Below are 15,375 nucleotides of genomic sequence, written 5' to 3' on the forward strand. Positions count from 1 at the left end.
AACAAACCCGTTCATCACAACAAGCCCGCTCGCCACAGGTTACTGTTGGGGTTCGCGGATCTTGTACCAGGCCACATACAGCGCCGGCAGGAATAACAGCGTCAGCAAGGTGGCGATGATGATGCCGCCAATCATCGCGTAGGCCATCGGCCCCCAGAACACTTCCCGTGCAATCGGGATCATGCCCAGGCTGGCCGCCGCGGCCGTGAGCAGGATCGGCCGGCGCCGGTGCTCGGTGGCTTGCACCACCGCATCCCACGGCGAATGGCCGGCCACTTCATATTCGTGAATCTGCGTCACCAGGATCACCGAGTTGCGGATGATGATGCCGATCAGCGCGAGAATACCGAGGATCGCCACAAAGCCCATGGGCGTGCCTGTGGGGATCAGCGCCAGCACCACGCCGATCAGTCCCAGCGGCGCGACGCTGGCCACCAGGAACATCTTCTGCACGCTGTGCAGTTGGATCATCAGGAAGGTCGCCATCAAAAACAGCATCAACGGCACCACGCTGGCAATCGGGCCCTGGGCCTTGCCGCTTTCTTCCACGGTGCCGCCCGTGGCGACCGTGTAGCCCACCGGCAGGCCGGCGCTGAACGCGTCGATCTCGGGCTTGAGCTGCTTGACCAGGTCAGTGGGCTGCATCTCGTCGCGCACCGCCGCCTTGATGGTGATGGTCGGCTTGCGGTCGCGGCGCCACACCAGCGGCTGCTCCAACTCATAGCGCACGGTGGCGAAGGCCAGCAGCGGGATCGAGGTGCCGTTGGGTGTCACGATCTGCAGGTTCTGCAAGGTTTCCGGCGTGCCACGTTCGGCGTCTACGGCGCGGCCGACCACGTTGATCAGGTAGATATCGTCATGCACCTGGGTCACCGAGGCCCCGCTGACCACGCTGTTCATCAACTGCGCGACGTCTTCGGATGACAAACCCAACTGCCGCGCCTTGTCCTGGGCGATGTCGACCCTCAGCACTTTGCCCGGCTCGTTCCAGTCGTAAATGATCTCGCCCAGGTGGCTGTTCTTGTCGAGCAAGGTCGCCAATTCGATGGCGTGCTTGCGCACCTGGTCGGTGTCTTTACCGGAAACACGGTACTGGATCGGCCGCCCCACCGGCGGGCCCATTTCCAGCGGCTGCACAAAGCTGCCGACACCGACAAAATCGTCACGCAGGCGTTTTTGCAGACGCGTGATCAACGCACCGCGCTCTTCCAGGCCCTTACTGACAATCACCAACTGCGCGTAATACGGGTTCTCCAGTTGCTGGTCGAGGGGCAGGTAGAAACGGATCGCGCCCTGGCCAATGTAGGTGCTCCAGCGCGCGATGTCCGGGTCGTCCTTGATGATGGCTTCGAGGCGATCGACCGCCTTGCGGGTTTCATTGATCGAGGCGTTTTGCGGCAGGTTGAGGTCGACGAGGATTTCCGGGCGGTCCGACGACGGGAAGAACTGGTTCTGCACGAACTGCATGGAAAACACCGACGCGGCAAACAGGGCCACGGTGATGCCGATCGCCCACCAACGGTTGCGCATGGCCCAGAGCATACCGCCATTGAACGCGCGGCCGATGCGCCCCGGTTCGTTGCCATGGGGCTTCACATTGGCACTGAGGATATGCACGCCAATCACCGGCGCAAACAGCACCGCCACCACCCACGACACCAGCATCGCTACCGCAATGACCGCGAACAGGGTGAAGGTGTACTCCCCCGCCGAGCTGGCGTTCAGGCCAATCGGGACAAAGCCGGCCACGGTCACCAGCGTGCCGGTGAGCATGGGGAATGCCGTGGACGTGTACGCGTAGGTCGCCGCCTGTTCCTTGGTTTCGCCTTTTTCCAGGCGTGTGATCATCATTTCCACGGTGATCATCGCGTCGTCCACCAACAAGCCAAGGGCGATGATCAACGCGCCCAGCGACACACGCTGCATGGTGATGCCGCTGTATTCCATGAACACGAACACCAGCGCCAGCACCAGCGGGATCGAACACGCCACCACCAGCCCGGCACGCAGGCCGAGGCTGATAAAGCTCACCACCAAGACAATGATCACCGCTTCGAACAGCGCACTGGTAAAGCCGCCGACGGCCTCTTCCACCACTTCGGCCTGGTCGGAGACCTTGTGCACGCCGACGCCCACGGGCAAGTCGGCGGTCAGCTCGTCCATGCGCGTGTGCAGGGCCTCACCGAACGATTGGATATTGCCGCCCTTCTGCATGGCGATAGCCAGGCCGATGGCCGGCTTGCCGTTGAAGCGAAACATCGGCCGCGCCGGGTCGACGTAACCGCGGGTGATCTCGGCGATATCCGCCAGGCGATAGAAGCGATCATTGAGCCGCAGGTTCACGTCGGCCAGGTCTTTTTCCGAAGCAAACTGCCCGGAGGTGCGCACGGAAATCCGCTCCGGCCCAGCCTCGATCACCCCAGCGGGCGTTACGGCGTTCTGCGATTGCAGGCTCTGCACCACCTGGCGCTGGTCAATGCCCAGGGCCGCCAGTTTGCGCGTGGAGAAATTCAGGTAAATCACTTCATCCTGCTGGCCGATCATCTCGACCTTGCCCAACCCCGGCACCGAGCGGATCTCGGCGCGCACCTGCTCCACGTAATCGCGCAGTTGGCGCATCGACAGGCCATCGCCGGTAAACGCATACACCGAGCCGAACACATCACCAAATTCATCGTTGAACGACGGCCCTTGCAGGCCCTGGGGGAAGGTGCCGCGAATATCGTCGAGCTTCTTGCGCACCTGGTACCAGATCTCGGGGATCGCCTTGGCGCTGGTGGTGTCCTTGAGGAACACGAACACCGTGGACTCTCCAGGCCGGGTGTAGCTTTTCACGTAGTCGAGAGAGTCGATCTCTTCGAGTTTTTTCTCGATGCGGTCGGTCACCTGCTTGAGGGTTTCTTCCTGGGTCGCACCCGGCCAGCGGGTCTGGATCACCATGGTCTTGATGGTGAACGAAGGGTCTTCCTCGCGGCCCAGGTTCAGGTAGGAGAACACGCCCATCAGCAGCGCGACGAACATCAGGTACCAGACGAAGGACTGATGCTTGAGGGCCCAGTCGGATAAGTTGAAGCTCCCTTTCATCGCGGGCTGTCCTCGTCGATTTTGACTTTCTGCCCGGGTTTCAGGCTGTTCACGCCGGCGGTGACGATACGCTCGCCGGGGTTGACGCCGCCGTTGAGCAAGGCGCTGTCAGCGTCACGGCTAAGCACGGTGATGTCGCGCGGTTGCACGGTCTGGCTGTGGGTATCGAGCAGCCAAATGCGGGTCTTGCCATCGACTTCCTGCAAGGCGCTCAGGGGCAACTCGATACGTGGGGCGATGGTCGAACTCAAGGTCACACTGATCGCCGTGCCAAGGCGGAACGCGGGCGGTGTTTCGGCCAGGGTCAGCCGCGCCCGACGGGTACGCGTGGCGCTCTGGGCCTGGGGCTCGATCTCGCGCACGGTGGCGGTGGTGTTGATGCTGGGGTCGAGCTGCCCGGCGACCAGGAACACCACGTCCGGCGGCAGGCGCTCGGCAAGGCCGGCGGGCAGGTCGATCACCGCTTCCTTGACGTCCGGGCGGGCCAGGGTCACCACTTGCTGGCCGGCGCTGACCACCTGGCCGGCTTCGGCGCTCCAGGCGGTGACAATGCCGCCATGGTCGGTGCGCAGTTCGGCATAGTTGAGCTGGTCCTTGGCCTGGTTGACCGTGGCCTGGGCCTGGTCGAGGCTGGCCTGGGTAGTTTTCAGGTCAGTCTGGGCCGCATCCAATTGGGCTTGGGCGCCGACGCCACGGTTGAACAACGCTTGCTGGCGCCGGGCATTGGCCTGGGCGTTGATAAATTGCGCCTGGACGCGCGCGAGGTCGCCCTGGGCCGCGCGCAGTTGGTTTTGTTGGTCGGTGGGGTCGAGCACGGCGAGCACGGCACCTTTCTCCACTTCGGCGCCCACATCCACGGCGCGCCGGGCGATGCGACCGGGAACACGAAAGCCGAGGTTGCTTTCATAGCGCGCCTGGATGGTGCCAGCGAAACGGCCGAAGGTTTCCTGGTCTTCGGATTTCACTTCCATGGACAGCACCGGGCGCACCGGCTCGGGCGGCGGTTCCTGCTTGGAGCACCCCACGAGCAGCAGGCCGGCGATGAGGACAACCGTCAGGTGCTTCATGGTTGCACGCCCTGGGCCTGCGCCGAGTCCGGCGCCTGGGCGATCTCGACCTGCATGCCGGGGTGCAGCAATTGCCCGCCCGCCACCACGACTTTTTCGCCACCCTTGAGGCCGTCGCTGATGATCACCTTGCCGGTGAGGTAACGCGCCACACTGACTTTGTGCAACTGCGCCTTGCCGTCGCCGTCCACCAGCCATACGGCGGGTTCGCTGAGGTCTTTGGTCAGCGCCGCCCATGGCAGTTCGATACTGGCCTTGGCCGGGGCATGGAGAGTGGTGCTGACCACGGCGCCCAGGTCCATGCCCTGGGGCAACGTGTTTAATGCAATCTTCACCTGCAAGGTACCGCTGGCAGCGTTCACCGCGGGGGTGGTCTCGCGGATTCTACCGGTGGCCTGCACGTGCGGTTTATCCAGCAACTTGACCGTCATCACGTCATCATTGGCCGGTTCCACCAGCAACGATTCATACACGTCGAACACCGCGTCACGCTCGCCGTCGCGGGCCAGGCTGAAGATCGGTACGGTGGCCTGCACCACCTGGCCCACTTCCGCCTGGCGTGCGGTAATCACCCCAGGCGCTTCGGCGACCAGGGCGGTGTAGCCCAATTGCTCGCGAGCGTTGGCCAGCTGCGCCTGGGCAGCGGCCAAGGCGCTTTGGCTGCTGCGCAACGCGGCCTGGGCGCTGTCATATTCACTGCGGCTGGTGTAGCCCTTGGGCAAGAGCTTTTCCTGGCGCACGAAGGCCGCGGCGGCTTGCTTGACCCGCGCCTGCTCGGCCACGACCTGGGCCTGGGCGGAATCGACGTTGGTCTGCAAGTCCTTGGGATCGAGCTTGGCCAGCACTTGCTTGGCGCTGACCCGGTCGCCCACGTCCACCATGCGCTGAATGATCTTGCCGCCCACGCGGAAGGACAAATCGGTTTGCACACGGGCCTGGATATCACCGGTCAGCGTGACGGCCGCAGCGAAATCCGCGGGTTGCACGGTTTGCACAAACACCCGGGAATGCTGCTTGGGTTCGGTTTTTTCCTGACCACAACCACTCAGCAACACCGCCAAACCCATGCCGACCATACAGATGGAAATACGACCGCCCATGCGGACTCCTTGTGCGCGATGCGATATGCCAGTGTGTATGCGACTGTGAGCTTAGATCAGGGTTCCTTTTCTGCATGGGGAAGGCGTATTGAGGGGGTTTGACCTAACGCCGGTCAGTTAAGCGCACATCGCCTTCTGTAGGAGCGAGGGGGACGCCTAGTTCTTGCTCGCGAAAAACGTCAACGATAACGCGTATTTCCTGAATGAGCGCGGCGCCTGTGAGTTCTTCGCGAGCAAGCTCGCTCCTACAAAAAAGCCCTGACTGAACGGCATTAGGGCTTGCCTGCGATAGCGGTAAAACAGTCAGCGCAGCATCACCCCTGCCACTTCCCGCCTTCGACAATCACACTCTCAGGCTTGGTATCGTCGCTCAGCTCTTTGCGCACATATTGGTCATACAACTTGAGCAAGAACTTCTCCTCACCCAGCTTCGCCAACTCGGCATTCACCCAGTCACGCAATTCGATATTGCCCTTCTTCACCGCTGGCGCGATCGGGGCCTCGTCGCCGAGTTTCTGTTCCAACACGCGGTAGCCCGGGTTCTGCTTGGCCCAGCTGAACAGCACCAGGTTGTCTTGCGCGTACGCATCGCCACGCCCGGCCGACAGCGCCTGCAACGACTCGGAGTTTTTCTCGAACTTGAGCAGTTTCCAGTCCGGGTGGTTCTTGGTCAGCCAGATATCGGCCGTGGTGCCGGTGGTAACGATGGTGGTACGGGTAGCCAGGTCATCCAGGCTCTTGACCGGGCTGTCGTTGGGCACCAGGGCCTGTACCGCGACTTTCAGGTTGGGGTTGGTGAAGTCCACCGCTTCCCTACGCTCCGGGGTCACGGTCATGTTGGCGAGGATCAGGTCGACCTTGTCGCTTTGCAGGAAGGGAATACGGCTGGCCGGCTCGACGGCGACGAATTCGACTTTGTTCTCATCGCCGAGCAAGTCCTTGGCGAATCGGCGGCCGATGTCGGTATCGAAGCCGACGTAGCGCCCGGCTTCGTTAACAAAGCCGAACGGTGGTTTGTCGGTGAACACGCCAACGATGAGTTTGTCGCGCGCCTTGATCTTGTCGATGTAACTCACGGCGGCGGCAGGTTTAGCGGGCTCTTCGGCCTTTTTATCGCAGCCGGCCAGTAAGGCAACGGCAAACAGTGGCAGCAGTAACTTTTTCATATCAGCTCCAGTTCCTGGGTTTTCTTGGGCAGTGTTGAAACAAAGGAGAACTTCTCCAGGAACTGCTGCGCGCGTGCGGTTTGCGGGTTCGTAAAGAATTCTTCGGGGGTGTTGTGTTCGAGGATGCGACCGGCCTCCATGAACACCACGCGGTCGGCCACGGCGCGGGCGAAGGCCATTTCGTGGGTGACGATCAGCAGGGTCATGCCGTCGCGGGCCAGGCCCTGGATCACTTCCAGCACTTCCTTGACCATCTCCGGGTCGAGGGCGGCGGTGACTTCGTCAAACAGCATGACCTGGGGGTTCATGCACAACGAACGGACGATAGCGATGCGTTGCTGCTGGCCGCCGGAAAGCTGGCGCGGGTAGGCGTCGCGCTTGTCGGCCAGGCCGACGCGGTCCAACAGTTTTTCTGCCTGGGCGCGCGCTTCGCGGGGCTCGCGCTTTTGCACTTTCAGCGGGCCGAGCAGCAGGTTGTCGAGCACGCTCATATGGGGGAACAGGTGGTAGCTCTGGAACACCATGCCCACATCCTGGCGTACCTGGCGCCAATCCGTGTGTTTAGCCAGCAGCTCCTTGCCGGCAAACCGCAGGCTGCCGCTATGGGCTGCTTCCAAGCCGTTGAGGCAGCGCAGCAACGTGCTTTTGCCACAGCCGCTGGGGCCGAGGATCACCACCACTTCGCCGCTTTGCACACTCAGGTCGATGCCCTTGAGCACCTGCTGGTCGCCGAAGAACTTATTGAAACCCCGGAACTCGATCAGTGCGCTCATGCTTGGCCCCAGCGCCGTTCCAGCAGCTTGGAGGCGGCTGACAACGGGTAGCAGATGAAGAAGAAAAACAGGAACAGCGCGCCGTAGATCAACACCGACTCATAGGTGCGCTCGATGATTTGCTGGCCCACCTTGATCACGTCCACCACACCGATCAGCACCGCCAGGGAGCTGGTCTTGATGATGCGCGTGTAGACGTTGATGGTCGGCGGCGTCATGCGCTTGAGGGCCTGGGGCAGCAGCACGTAGCCGTAAAGCTGCGGGGCGGACAGGCCAATCGACAAGCCCGCCTCGCGCTGGCCACGGGGCAGCGAATGCAAAGCGCCGCGCACCACTTCGCCCACCTCGCTGGCGCCCCACAGCGACAGCACCAACACCGCGCACCAGAAACTCGGAATGCTCAGGCCGAAGAAAATCGGCAGGCCGAAAAACAGCAGGTACAGCCACACCAGCACCGGGATCGCACGGAACAGCTCCAGGTAAATGCGCAGCAGCCCATTGATCACCGTTTGATTCAACGTGCGCAACACGCCGTACAGCACCCCGCCGACCGTACTGAAAGCGATGCTCAGAAAGGAAATCGACAGGGTTTGCGCAGCGCCCTTACCCAGTTGCGGCAGCGACACCCACAACAATTCAAGACCCGAACTGGCCATGCTGGAGCCTCCTTTCCAGGCGGCTGAGCAGCAGCGACAACGGCAGGAACAGCAGCACGCAAATCAGCGTCAGCACGGCGAGCATTTCGTAAGTCTTGTAGTAGAGAGCGATGTAGCTCTTGGTGGTGTAGAGAATCTCCGGCACCGCCACGGCAGAGACCACGGTGGTCTCCTTGAGCAGGAAGATGAAATTGGCGAACAGCGCCGGCAGGCTGAGGATGCCGGCCTGGGGCAGGATCACATGGCGCAGCAACTGCCAGTCGGACAGACCGATGGATTTGCCCGATTCGACCTGCGCCAGCGGCACCGCTTCCACGCCCGCGCGCAGCACTTCGGTGAGGTAGGCGCCGCCGAGGAAGGTCATGGTGATGATCGCCGCCCAAAACCCGGAAATATTGAAGCCCAGGGCCGGCAGGGCGAAGTACACAAAAAACAGCTGGATCAGCAGCGGGGTGTTACGCGCCAACTCCACATAGAGCCCAACCAGGCGCGACAGGTAAGGCGTGCGAAACACCAGCAAGGCGGCGTTGATCAGCGCCACCAACAGCGAGGTGGCAATGGCGATCAGGCCCACTTGCAGCGTCACCCCCACGGCTTTGAAAAACGCCGGCAGGGTGCTGAGGATAAAAGCGAAATCGAAGGTCATCTTGAGTCCATGACGCCGCAGGGGTAATGCAGCGAGTGCCGTCCAGGCCGGCGTGGGTAACGCCGGGTAGCGCGAACTCTAAAGGTATAAAAAATAAAATTTAAATACCGAAATAGCATATTGATATCACCCAAAAAGATAACCGCCGGATTCGCGGGTTTTCCAAGTGACGGCTATGGTTGGGGGGTCTGTGTTTCGAAGGAATGAACAATGAACAAAGCGAAGCCGATTGATCCGCAGGAGCTGGTGAAATGGTTGGTGGCGTTGCGCAGGGCGATCAATAGCCGGGATCTCTAAAACACCGTAGATCCCATGTGGGAGGAGGCTTGCCCCCGATAGCAGTGGTTCAGTCAATGCCTCTGTGACTGACATACCGCCATCGGGGGCAAGCCCCCTCCCACAGTTTTTATTGCATTCCAAATTCCAGGCATAAAAAACGCCGACGCTGTAGTAGCCGTCGGCGTTGAAACCTTGAAGGGGTTTGGGCTTACATCAGAACGCTGGCACGACTGCGCCGTTGTACTTCTTCTCGATGAAAGCTTTGACTTCCGGGCTGGTCAGCGCCTTGGCCAATTTCTGGATAGCGGCGCTGTCCTTGTTGTCCGGGCGAGCCACCAGGAAGTTCACGTAAGGCGACTTGGCGTCTTCGATGATCAGCGCGTCTTTCGCTGGGTTGAGGCCAGCTTCCAGGGCGTAGTTGGTGTTGATCACATCGAGGTCGACCTGGTCCAGCACACGTGGCAGCAGGGCCGATTCCAGCTCCTTGAATTTCAGGTGCTTGGGGTTGTCCTTGATGTCTTTCGGCGTGGACAGCGCGTTGGTCGGGTCTTTGAGCGTAATCAGACCATTCTTTTGCAACAGCAACAGGGCACGACCGCTGTTGGAGCCTTCGTTCGGGATGGCAACGGTGGCGCCGTCCTTGAGCTCGGAAATATTCTTGATCTTTTTCGAGTAGCCACCGATGGGTTCAACATGCACACCGATCACGGTGACCAGGTTGGTGCCCTTGCCCTTGTTGAAGTTTTCCAGGTACGGCAGGGTCTGGAAGTAGTTGGCGTCCAGACGCTTCTCGGCCACTTGAGTGTTGGGTTGAACGTAGTCGGTGAAGACTTTGATTTCCAGGTCCACGCCTTCTTTGGCCAGGGTCGGCTTGACCAGCTCAAGGATCTCCGCGTGCGGGATCGGAGTGGCAGCCACCACCAGTTTTTCGTTGGCCTGGGCGAAGCTTGCAGTCAGGGCAGCCGCCAGTGCGGTAAACAACAGAACCTTTTTCATGCAGTGTCCTTATTGGAATTGCGGGGCGTCTCTGACGACCGTTTTGATGAGAAGTGCCAGCGAAGTGCTATCGCGGCATGCAAGCGACAATACCTAGATTTTTTATTCCCGAACAATATCTTTTATTCACGTTGATATTCCATTTTGTTCATGTAGAAAGCGGCGCAAGGTTTCCTGCTCGGCGGGGCTGGCGTTATCGAATATTCGCTGCACCTGTTCAAGGGGCGAACCGGCCACGGGCAGATTCAGATGCTCCGGCAGAATCTCATCGCCGCTGCTGACCAGCAGCGCAAAGTGAATGACGTTCTCCAACTCGCGGGTATTGCCCGGCCAGCTGTGGTGTTCCAATACGCGCTGGGCGGCGTCACTGATCAACGGCACCGGCAGGTCCAGGCGCTGGCTGTAGATACCGAGGAAGTACTCGGCCAGGGACAGGATATCGCCGACCCGCTCGCGCAATGCCGGCAATTCCAGCTGGCCTTCGCTCAGGTAATGGAACAGCCGCTCATGAAACTTGCCGGCAGCCACGGCTTGGGCCAGGTCGATGCTGGTGGCTGCTACCAGGCGCACATCCACCGGGCTTGGCTGATGCGCACCGACGCGAGTGACTTCGTGGTTTTCCAGGGCGGCGAGCAACTTGACCTGGATCGGCAGCGGCAAATCGCCGATTTCATCCAGGTACAAGGTGCCGCCATTGGCCGACCCGAACCAGCCGGCACGGCTGCTCGCCGCGCCGCTGTGAGCGCCGGCAGCGTAGCCGAACAACTCGGCATCGGCGTAGGTCGGGCTGATGGCGCCGCAATTGACCGAGACAAACAGCCCGGCACGATCACTACCACGATGGATATGCCGCGCCAGCAGCTCTTTACCGCTACCGGTCTCGCCGCGAATCAATACGGGCAAGGCACGGGGGGCGAGGTTTTCCAGCTCTTCGCGCAGTTGCCGCGAACGCGGGTCGACAAACACCAGCGCCTTGGCGCGGATGCTCAGCGGGCTTTTTTCGGCGTCGGGGAAGGTCAGCAGGGGCTGACCGAAGGTTTCATGCAGGCTCATGGCAGGCTCCCGCCCCAAATCCGCTCAGGGACGGGGCGTTTAAAAAATATCAGGCAGTGCGCCGGGCGTGATGTTCGAGGCGGCTTTGCAAGCGATACAGGTAGGCGAAGCCTTGCTCCCAGCGTTGGTGACCGGACTTCACATTGATATGCCCGGCCCCCGAGAGAATGCCGGCTTCGGCCCCCCAGTTGCGGGCCAATTCCAGGGCCCGGGGGGCGCTGACGGCGCTGTCGTTATCGGAACTGACCACCTGGCTGGGAAACGGCAACAGGTCGGTCGGGATCGGCGCAAAGTTGCGCAGGGCAGGCGAGCACGCCGGACGTTCGACGTCCGCCGGGGCCACCAGCAAGGCACCGCGCACCTGCCGCAGGAACTGCACCGGGGCAGTGGCCGCCCAATGGGCCACGGTGATGCAGCCCAGGCTATGGGCGATCAGAATCACCGGCGTGCTGTCGGCGGCAATCGCCTCGGCCAGCGCGGCGACCCAGTCTTCACGGCGCGGCGTGAGCCAATCGGCCTGCTCCACGCGTGCGCTGTTGGGCAGGCTGTTCTGCCAGTGACTTTGCCAATGATCTTCTGGCGATCCTTGCCAGCCCGGCACGATCAGATAACGAATCAACTCGCTGTGCATGGGTGTGCCCTCCTGCAGCGTTTAACGTTGTCGGACAGTATAGGGACGAGGGTTATATTCGTTAAGGAATAAGAAGCTATTTATTAATAACCAAAAAACCAAGCCTGCATGAGATCAAAATGTGGGAGGGGGCTTGCCCCCGATGGCAGTGGGTCAGCCACCTATTTTTAGCTGACGGACCGCTATCGGGGGCAAGCCCCCTCCCACATTGACTCGATTTCACATTCAACTTGCAGTGGTTTTAGATGACGTGATTGGTACGAGGCATGCAGTCGATGGTGCGATCCACCACGGTCTTGGCCATTTCCAGCAAATGCCACACCGCATGGACTTTCGCGCGGTCGTGCGGCTGCAGGTGCTCACAACAGTCCCATACGGTGGCCGAGGCGCTGCGGATCAGGTGAGCGATATAAAGTTGGGCGTCTTCGAAACTGAGGTTTTCGTTGGCGACAAGGCAGTCAACGGGTGGGTCGGGAAGTGCTTTGGTCATGGTGTAACTCCTATTGAACACGGGAGCGACCACTAACGCTGCTAAACGATAGGTGGCAGCTGTACGCGGGTTAGCAGACTGGCCAATAGGAACACCAGCGCACCCGAGGGTGCCCCACGCACAGCCACCATAAACGCGGATGTGAACCGTGTGCCTATTGAACTCAGGCTGCTAAACCCGATCGCTGAAAACCAGCGACGGGCCGAAGACTAGCCATCCATTCCAACAGTCACAAGGCGGCGGGGATTGTCTCGGAAACGTCCTGCAATTTAAAGGGACACGGCTTGCTGGCCCTTTACAAACCATGACGGTTTTTAATGGCAGCACTGACGAGCTTTCGCTTCTGACCATGGCACATGACTGCGTTAAATAGCCGCCTTCATTTCCTCCCCCGCTCGAGCCCCATGGACAACTCCAACATCGCGATCACCCTTGTTTTGATCTCCGCCTTCATGCACGCCACCTGGAACGCGGTCGTCCGGGCGGGGAGCAGTCGCTTCATGACCTTGGCCATGGTCGATGGTACGGCGTTGCTGATCTGCCTGGCGGCACTGCCGCTGGTGAATGCGCCAAGCCTGCAGGTGTGGGGCTACGTGCTGGTTTCCGTGGTGCTCAACACGGCCTATCGATTGTTTCTGATCAAAGCGTATGAAACCGGCGACTTTGGGCAGGTCTACCCGGTCATGCGCGGGGTGCCACCGGTTTTAGTCGCGCTGTTTTCCTATTTCCTGCTGCACGAGCAGCTATCGTTTCATGCCATGGCGGGGGTGTTGCTGATTTGCGTAGGCATTATCAGCCTGACATTCGTGCGCAGGATGTCCGCGCGTATGTTCAAACCAATCCTGATGGCGGTGTGCGCAGGTGCTTTCATCGCGTCCTACACAGTGGTGGATGCCAAAGGTGTCAGAGCCAGTGAGACGGTGCTGCAATACATCATCTATCTGACGGTATTCCAGAGCATTCCGATTCCGGCGCTGGCGTTTTTCAAGAAACGTCTGGAATTCGCAGAGGCCATTCGCAACCATTGGAAAGTCGGCGTAATGGGCGGCGTTTTTTACCTCACTTCCTACGGCCTGGTGCTGTTCGCGCTGTCGCTGGATGCGGTGGCCAAGGTCTCAGCGTTGCGGGAAACCAGTGTTATTATCGGCGCCATTATTGCCGCGCTGTTTTTTCACGAGCGGTTCGGCTGGCGGCGGATGCTTTCGGCGTTCGTCATTGTTTGCGGGATCATCCTGATCAAAGTGAGCACCTGATGGGCCAACGTCCGCCACCTACACCCATGCTGCAAGCCTTTGTCAGTGCTGCACGAACAGGCAGTTTCGCCCGCGCAGCATCAGAGTTGAGCCTCACCGCCAGTGCCATCAGTCATCAGATCGCAGGTCTGGAAGAATGGTGGGGCGTTCAGTTGTTCGAGCGCCATTCGCGGGGCGTCAACCTCACAACAGCCGGGCAGGCTTTGTTGCCGGTGACCGATGATTTTTTCAAAACCCTTGAGACGGTGTTGCACTCGCTGAATCCGAGCAAATCTCAGCCCCTTTATCTTTCGTGCACTTCGTCCCTGTGTTCGACCTGGCTAATCCCCAGAATGCATGGTTCCCACACCGACGCTTCATTCAATCTCGACCTGGTATTGACCAGTGCGGATATGAATAGCGCCAATCTCGGTGCCCATCAATTCGATGTTGCGATTGTGATGGGGTACGGCGACTACCCGGATCATCATGCCGAGCTTCTGATGCGCGATGCCGTGTTCCCGGTTTGCTCACCGGAGTTTCAACGCATGAATGGCGATATTTCGCTGACGGATATCGCGCGGTATCCACTCATTCACCGTGTGGACGATCAAGTGTGTCCAGGGTGGGAAAGCTGGTTTGCGTTCCAGGGCCTGGCAGCTGCGCCTTATCACCATGGGCCGCGCTTTCCGGACTCAAGCCTGGCAATCAGTCTGGCGGTGAAGGGTGGCGGGATTGCGCTGGCCAGGACAGCGTTGGTGTATGACCAGTTGGAAGAAGGTGCATTAGTCACACTAGGCGGCCCGCTGATGATGTCGCCGGCGGCGTACTACGTTATTTGTAGGAATGGGCGGCAGTCGGAACCTGATATCGCTCGGTTGATTGACTGGCTTAAAGAAAGCGCTAGAAAGTTTCAGCAAGAAGTTGAAATCCGGTATCCGCAAATCGCTGGGGTTGGCGCACTTTGATCGTGTGATGTTACTGAAACTGAGGCAAAAAAAAGGCCGCACCCTGCCAAGGAAACGGCCAAAAAATTGTCGAGGCTTTGAAACTAACGTGCAGTGATCACCGACAGCTTGGTAATCCCCGCGCGCTCGATAGACGCCATGGCTCGCGCCACTTCGCCGTAGTTCACACCATCATCGGCCTGCAGTTGCACCCGCACATCGGGGTCCTTGGCTTTGGCCGCCTGCAGGTTGAATTCCAGCAGGTCCGGCTGGATTTCGTCCTTGTTGATAAACAGTTTGCCGGCACCGTCGATGCTCACCACCAGCGGGTCCTTCTGCTCCACCGGGGCGACCGCCTCAGTCTTGGGCAGGTTGATCGGGATCGCGTTGGTCAAAAGCGGCGCGGTGACGATAAACACCACCAGCAGTACCAGCATCACGTCGACCAACGGCGTGACGTTGATCTCGCTCAGCACCTCATCGCTGTCTTGGGTGGAGAAGGCCATCTCAGGACGCCTCCTTCACTTTTTGCGGGTTGCCGGCCGCGCCTTTGGTCAGCGCAGGGTGCAGCAGCACGCGGAACGAATGCTTCTGCGCCAGGCTGTAGAAGTCGTGGGCAAAGTCATCCAGGTCGGCCGCCGTGAGCTTCAGGCGGCGCAGGAAGTAGTTGTAGACCAGCACCGCCGGGACGGCGACGGCAATACCCACGCCGGTAGCGACCAGCGCCGCACCGATCGGGCCAGCCACGGTTTCCAGGCTGGCGGAGCCGGCCGCGCTGATCCCCTTCAACGCTTCCATGATCCCCCACACGGTGCCGAACAGGCCGATAAACGGCGAGGTACTGCCGATACTGGCGACCACGGCCAGGCCGGTTTCCAGGGAGCGGCGCTCACGTACGATCTGCTGGCGCAGGGCACGCTCGAGGCGGTCCTGGTGGTTGATCGCCTGGCTCAGGTCGGCCGCGTGCGGCGCTTCCCCGACCTGGATCGCGGCGTAACCGGCCTGGGCCACACGGGCAGCGGCACCGGGCTGGGTCTCGGCCAACTCGGCGGCCGAGTCGAGACTCGACGCCGCCCAGAACTGTTTGTGGAACTTGCGATCCTGCGCTTTAAGGCGACCGAACTGCACGCCCTTGAGCAGGGCCAGGCCCCAGGTGGCGACCGAAAAGACCACCAGCAGCCAGATCACCGCGCTTTCGATGGATTCAAGTGGAGATGCTAATGCCATGATGTTTTCCCTCTTGTGCGGGTCGCGG

At 60.5% G+C, this 15,375-nt stretch carries 15 protein-coding genes; 2 read left to right on the forward strand and 13 right to left on the reverse strand.

Annotation, left to right across the window (positions count from 1 at the left end; translation table 11 throughout):
• Window positions 1-39: 39 nt before the first annotated feature.
• The 11 genes from QU606_RS05560 to QU606_RS05610 form a co-directional block, all read right to left on the reverse strand.
• Window positions 40-3,084, reverse strand: coding sequence for an efflux RND transporter permease subunit (locus tag QU606_RS05560; RefSeq protein WP_150095504.1), 3,045 nt, complete (start codon window positions 3,082-3,084; stop codon window positions 40-42).
• Entirely contained in the window at window positions 3,081-4,151 is a 1,071-nt protein-coding gene (locus QU606_RS05565) for an efflux RND transporter periplasmic adaptor subunit (RefSeq protein ID WP_193690061.1), read from the reverse strand. Before QU606_RS05565 ends, QU606_RS05560 begins: the two co-directional genes overlap by 4 nt.
• Window positions 4,148-5,251, reverse strand: coding sequence for an efflux RND transporter periplasmic adaptor subunit (locus QU606_RS05570; protein ID WP_193690060.1), 1,104 nt, complete (start codon window positions 5,249-5,251; stop codon window positions 4,148-4,150). Before QU606_RS05570 ends, QU606_RS05565 begins: the two co-directional genes overlap by 4 nt.
• Window positions 5,252-5,565: 314 nt before the next feature.
• Window positions 5,566-6,417, reverse strand: coding sequence for a transporter substrate-binding domain-containing protein (locus tag QU606_RS05575; RefSeq protein ID WP_102625447.1), 852 nt, complete (start codon window positions 6,415-6,417; stop codon window positions 5,566-5,568).
• Window positions 6,414-7,190, reverse strand: coding sequence for an amino acid ABC transporter ATP-binding protein (locus tag QU606_RS05580; protein WP_024072771.1), 777 nt, complete (start codon window positions 7,188-7,190; stop codon window positions 6,414-6,416). Before QU606_RS05580 ends, QU606_RS05575 begins: the two co-directional genes overlap by 4 nt.
• Entirely contained in the window at window positions 7,187-7,846 is a 660-nt protein-coding gene (locus QU606_RS05585; RefSeq protein WP_024072770.1) for an amino acid ABC transporter permease, read from the reverse strand. The genes QU606_RS05580 and QU606_RS05585 overlap by 4 nt, the downstream gene beginning before the upstream one ends.
• Window positions 7,827-8,492, reverse strand: a complete 666-nt coding sequence (locus QU606_RS05590) for an amino acid ABC transporter permease (protein ID WP_024072769.1) — start codon at window positions 8,490-8,492, stop codon at window positions 7,827-7,829. Before QU606_RS05590 ends, QU606_RS05585 begins: the two co-directional genes overlap by 20 nt.
• A gap of 492 nt (window positions 8,493-8,984) precedes the next feature.
• Entirely contained in the window at window positions 8,985-9,767 is a 783-nt protein-coding gene (locus QU606_RS05595) for a MetQ/NlpA family ABC transporter substrate-binding protein (protein WP_024072768.1), read from the reverse strand.
• Window positions 9,768-9,893: 126 nt separating this feature from the next.
• The gene (locus tag QU606_RS05600; protein WP_024072767.1) at window positions 9,894-10,820 is read right to left on the reverse strand and encodes a sigma 54-interacting transcriptional regulator; all 927 of its coding nucleotides are present in this window, start codon (window positions 10,818-10,820) and stop codon (window positions 9,894-9,896) included.
• Window positions 10,821-10,869: 49 nt separating this feature from the next.
• Window positions 10,870-11,451 carry an alpha/beta hydrolase gene (locus QU606_RS05605; RefSeq protein ID WP_024072766.1) on the reverse strand — a complete coding sequence of 194 codons (582 nt, stop codon included), beginning with the start codon at window positions 11,449-11,451 and terminating at the stop codon, window positions 10,870-10,872.
• Between the two features lie 241 nt (window positions 11,452-11,692).
• Window positions 11,693-11,941 (reverse strand): hypothetical protein, encoded by a 249-nt coding sequence (locus QU606_RS05610; protein WP_024072765.1) that lies wholly within the window; start codon window positions 11,939-11,941, stop codon window positions 11,693-11,695.
• 404 nt (window positions 11,942-12,345) lie between these two features.
• Here QU606_RS05610 and QU606_RS05615 point away from each other — a divergent pair, with 404 nt between their 5' ends.
• Both QU606_RS05615 and QU606_RS05620 read left to right on the forward strand, forming a co-directional pair.
• Window positions 12,346-13,194, forward strand: a complete 849-nt coding sequence (locus QU606_RS05615; protein ID WP_168232169.1) for an EamA family transporter — start codon at window positions 12,346-12,348, stop codon at window positions 13,192-13,194.
• On the forward strand, window positions 13,194-14,141 hold the full coding sequence (locus QU606_RS05620) for a LysR substrate-binding domain-containing protein (RefSeq protein WP_193690058.1): 948 nt from the start codon (window positions 13,194-13,196) through the stop codon (window positions 14,139-14,141). The genes QU606_RS05615 and QU606_RS05620 overlap by 1 nt, the downstream gene beginning before the upstream one ends.
• Window positions 14,142-14,224: 83 nt before the next feature.
• On the opposite strand, the gene QU606_RS05625 is transcribed toward QU606_RS05620, so the two are convergent.
• Both QU606_RS05625 and QU606_RS05630 read right to left on the reverse strand, forming a co-directional pair.
• Window positions 14,225-14,626 carry a biopolymer transporter ExbD gene (locus QU606_RS05625; protein ID WP_010565408.1) on the reverse strand — a complete coding sequence of 134 codons (402 nt, stop codon included), beginning with the start codon at window positions 14,624-14,626 and terminating at the stop codon, window positions 14,225-14,227.
• Between the two features lies 1 nt (window position 14,627).
• Window positions 14,628-15,350: a MotA/TolQ/ExbB proton channel family protein gene (locus QU606_RS05630; RefSeq protein ID WP_093235410.1), complete on the reverse strand. Its 723-nt coding sequence runs from the start codon at window positions 15,348-15,350 to the stop codon at window positions 14,628-14,630.
• Between the last annotated feature and the right edge of the window lie 25 nt (window positions 15,351-15,375).

Origin of the sequence: Pseudomonas sp. OVF7 (assembly GCF_030644265.1) — a bacterium.
Classification (GTDB): Bacteria; Pseudomonadota; Gammaproteobacteria; order Pseudomonadales; family Pseudomonadaceae; genus Aquipseudomonas; species Aquipseudomonas gorinensis.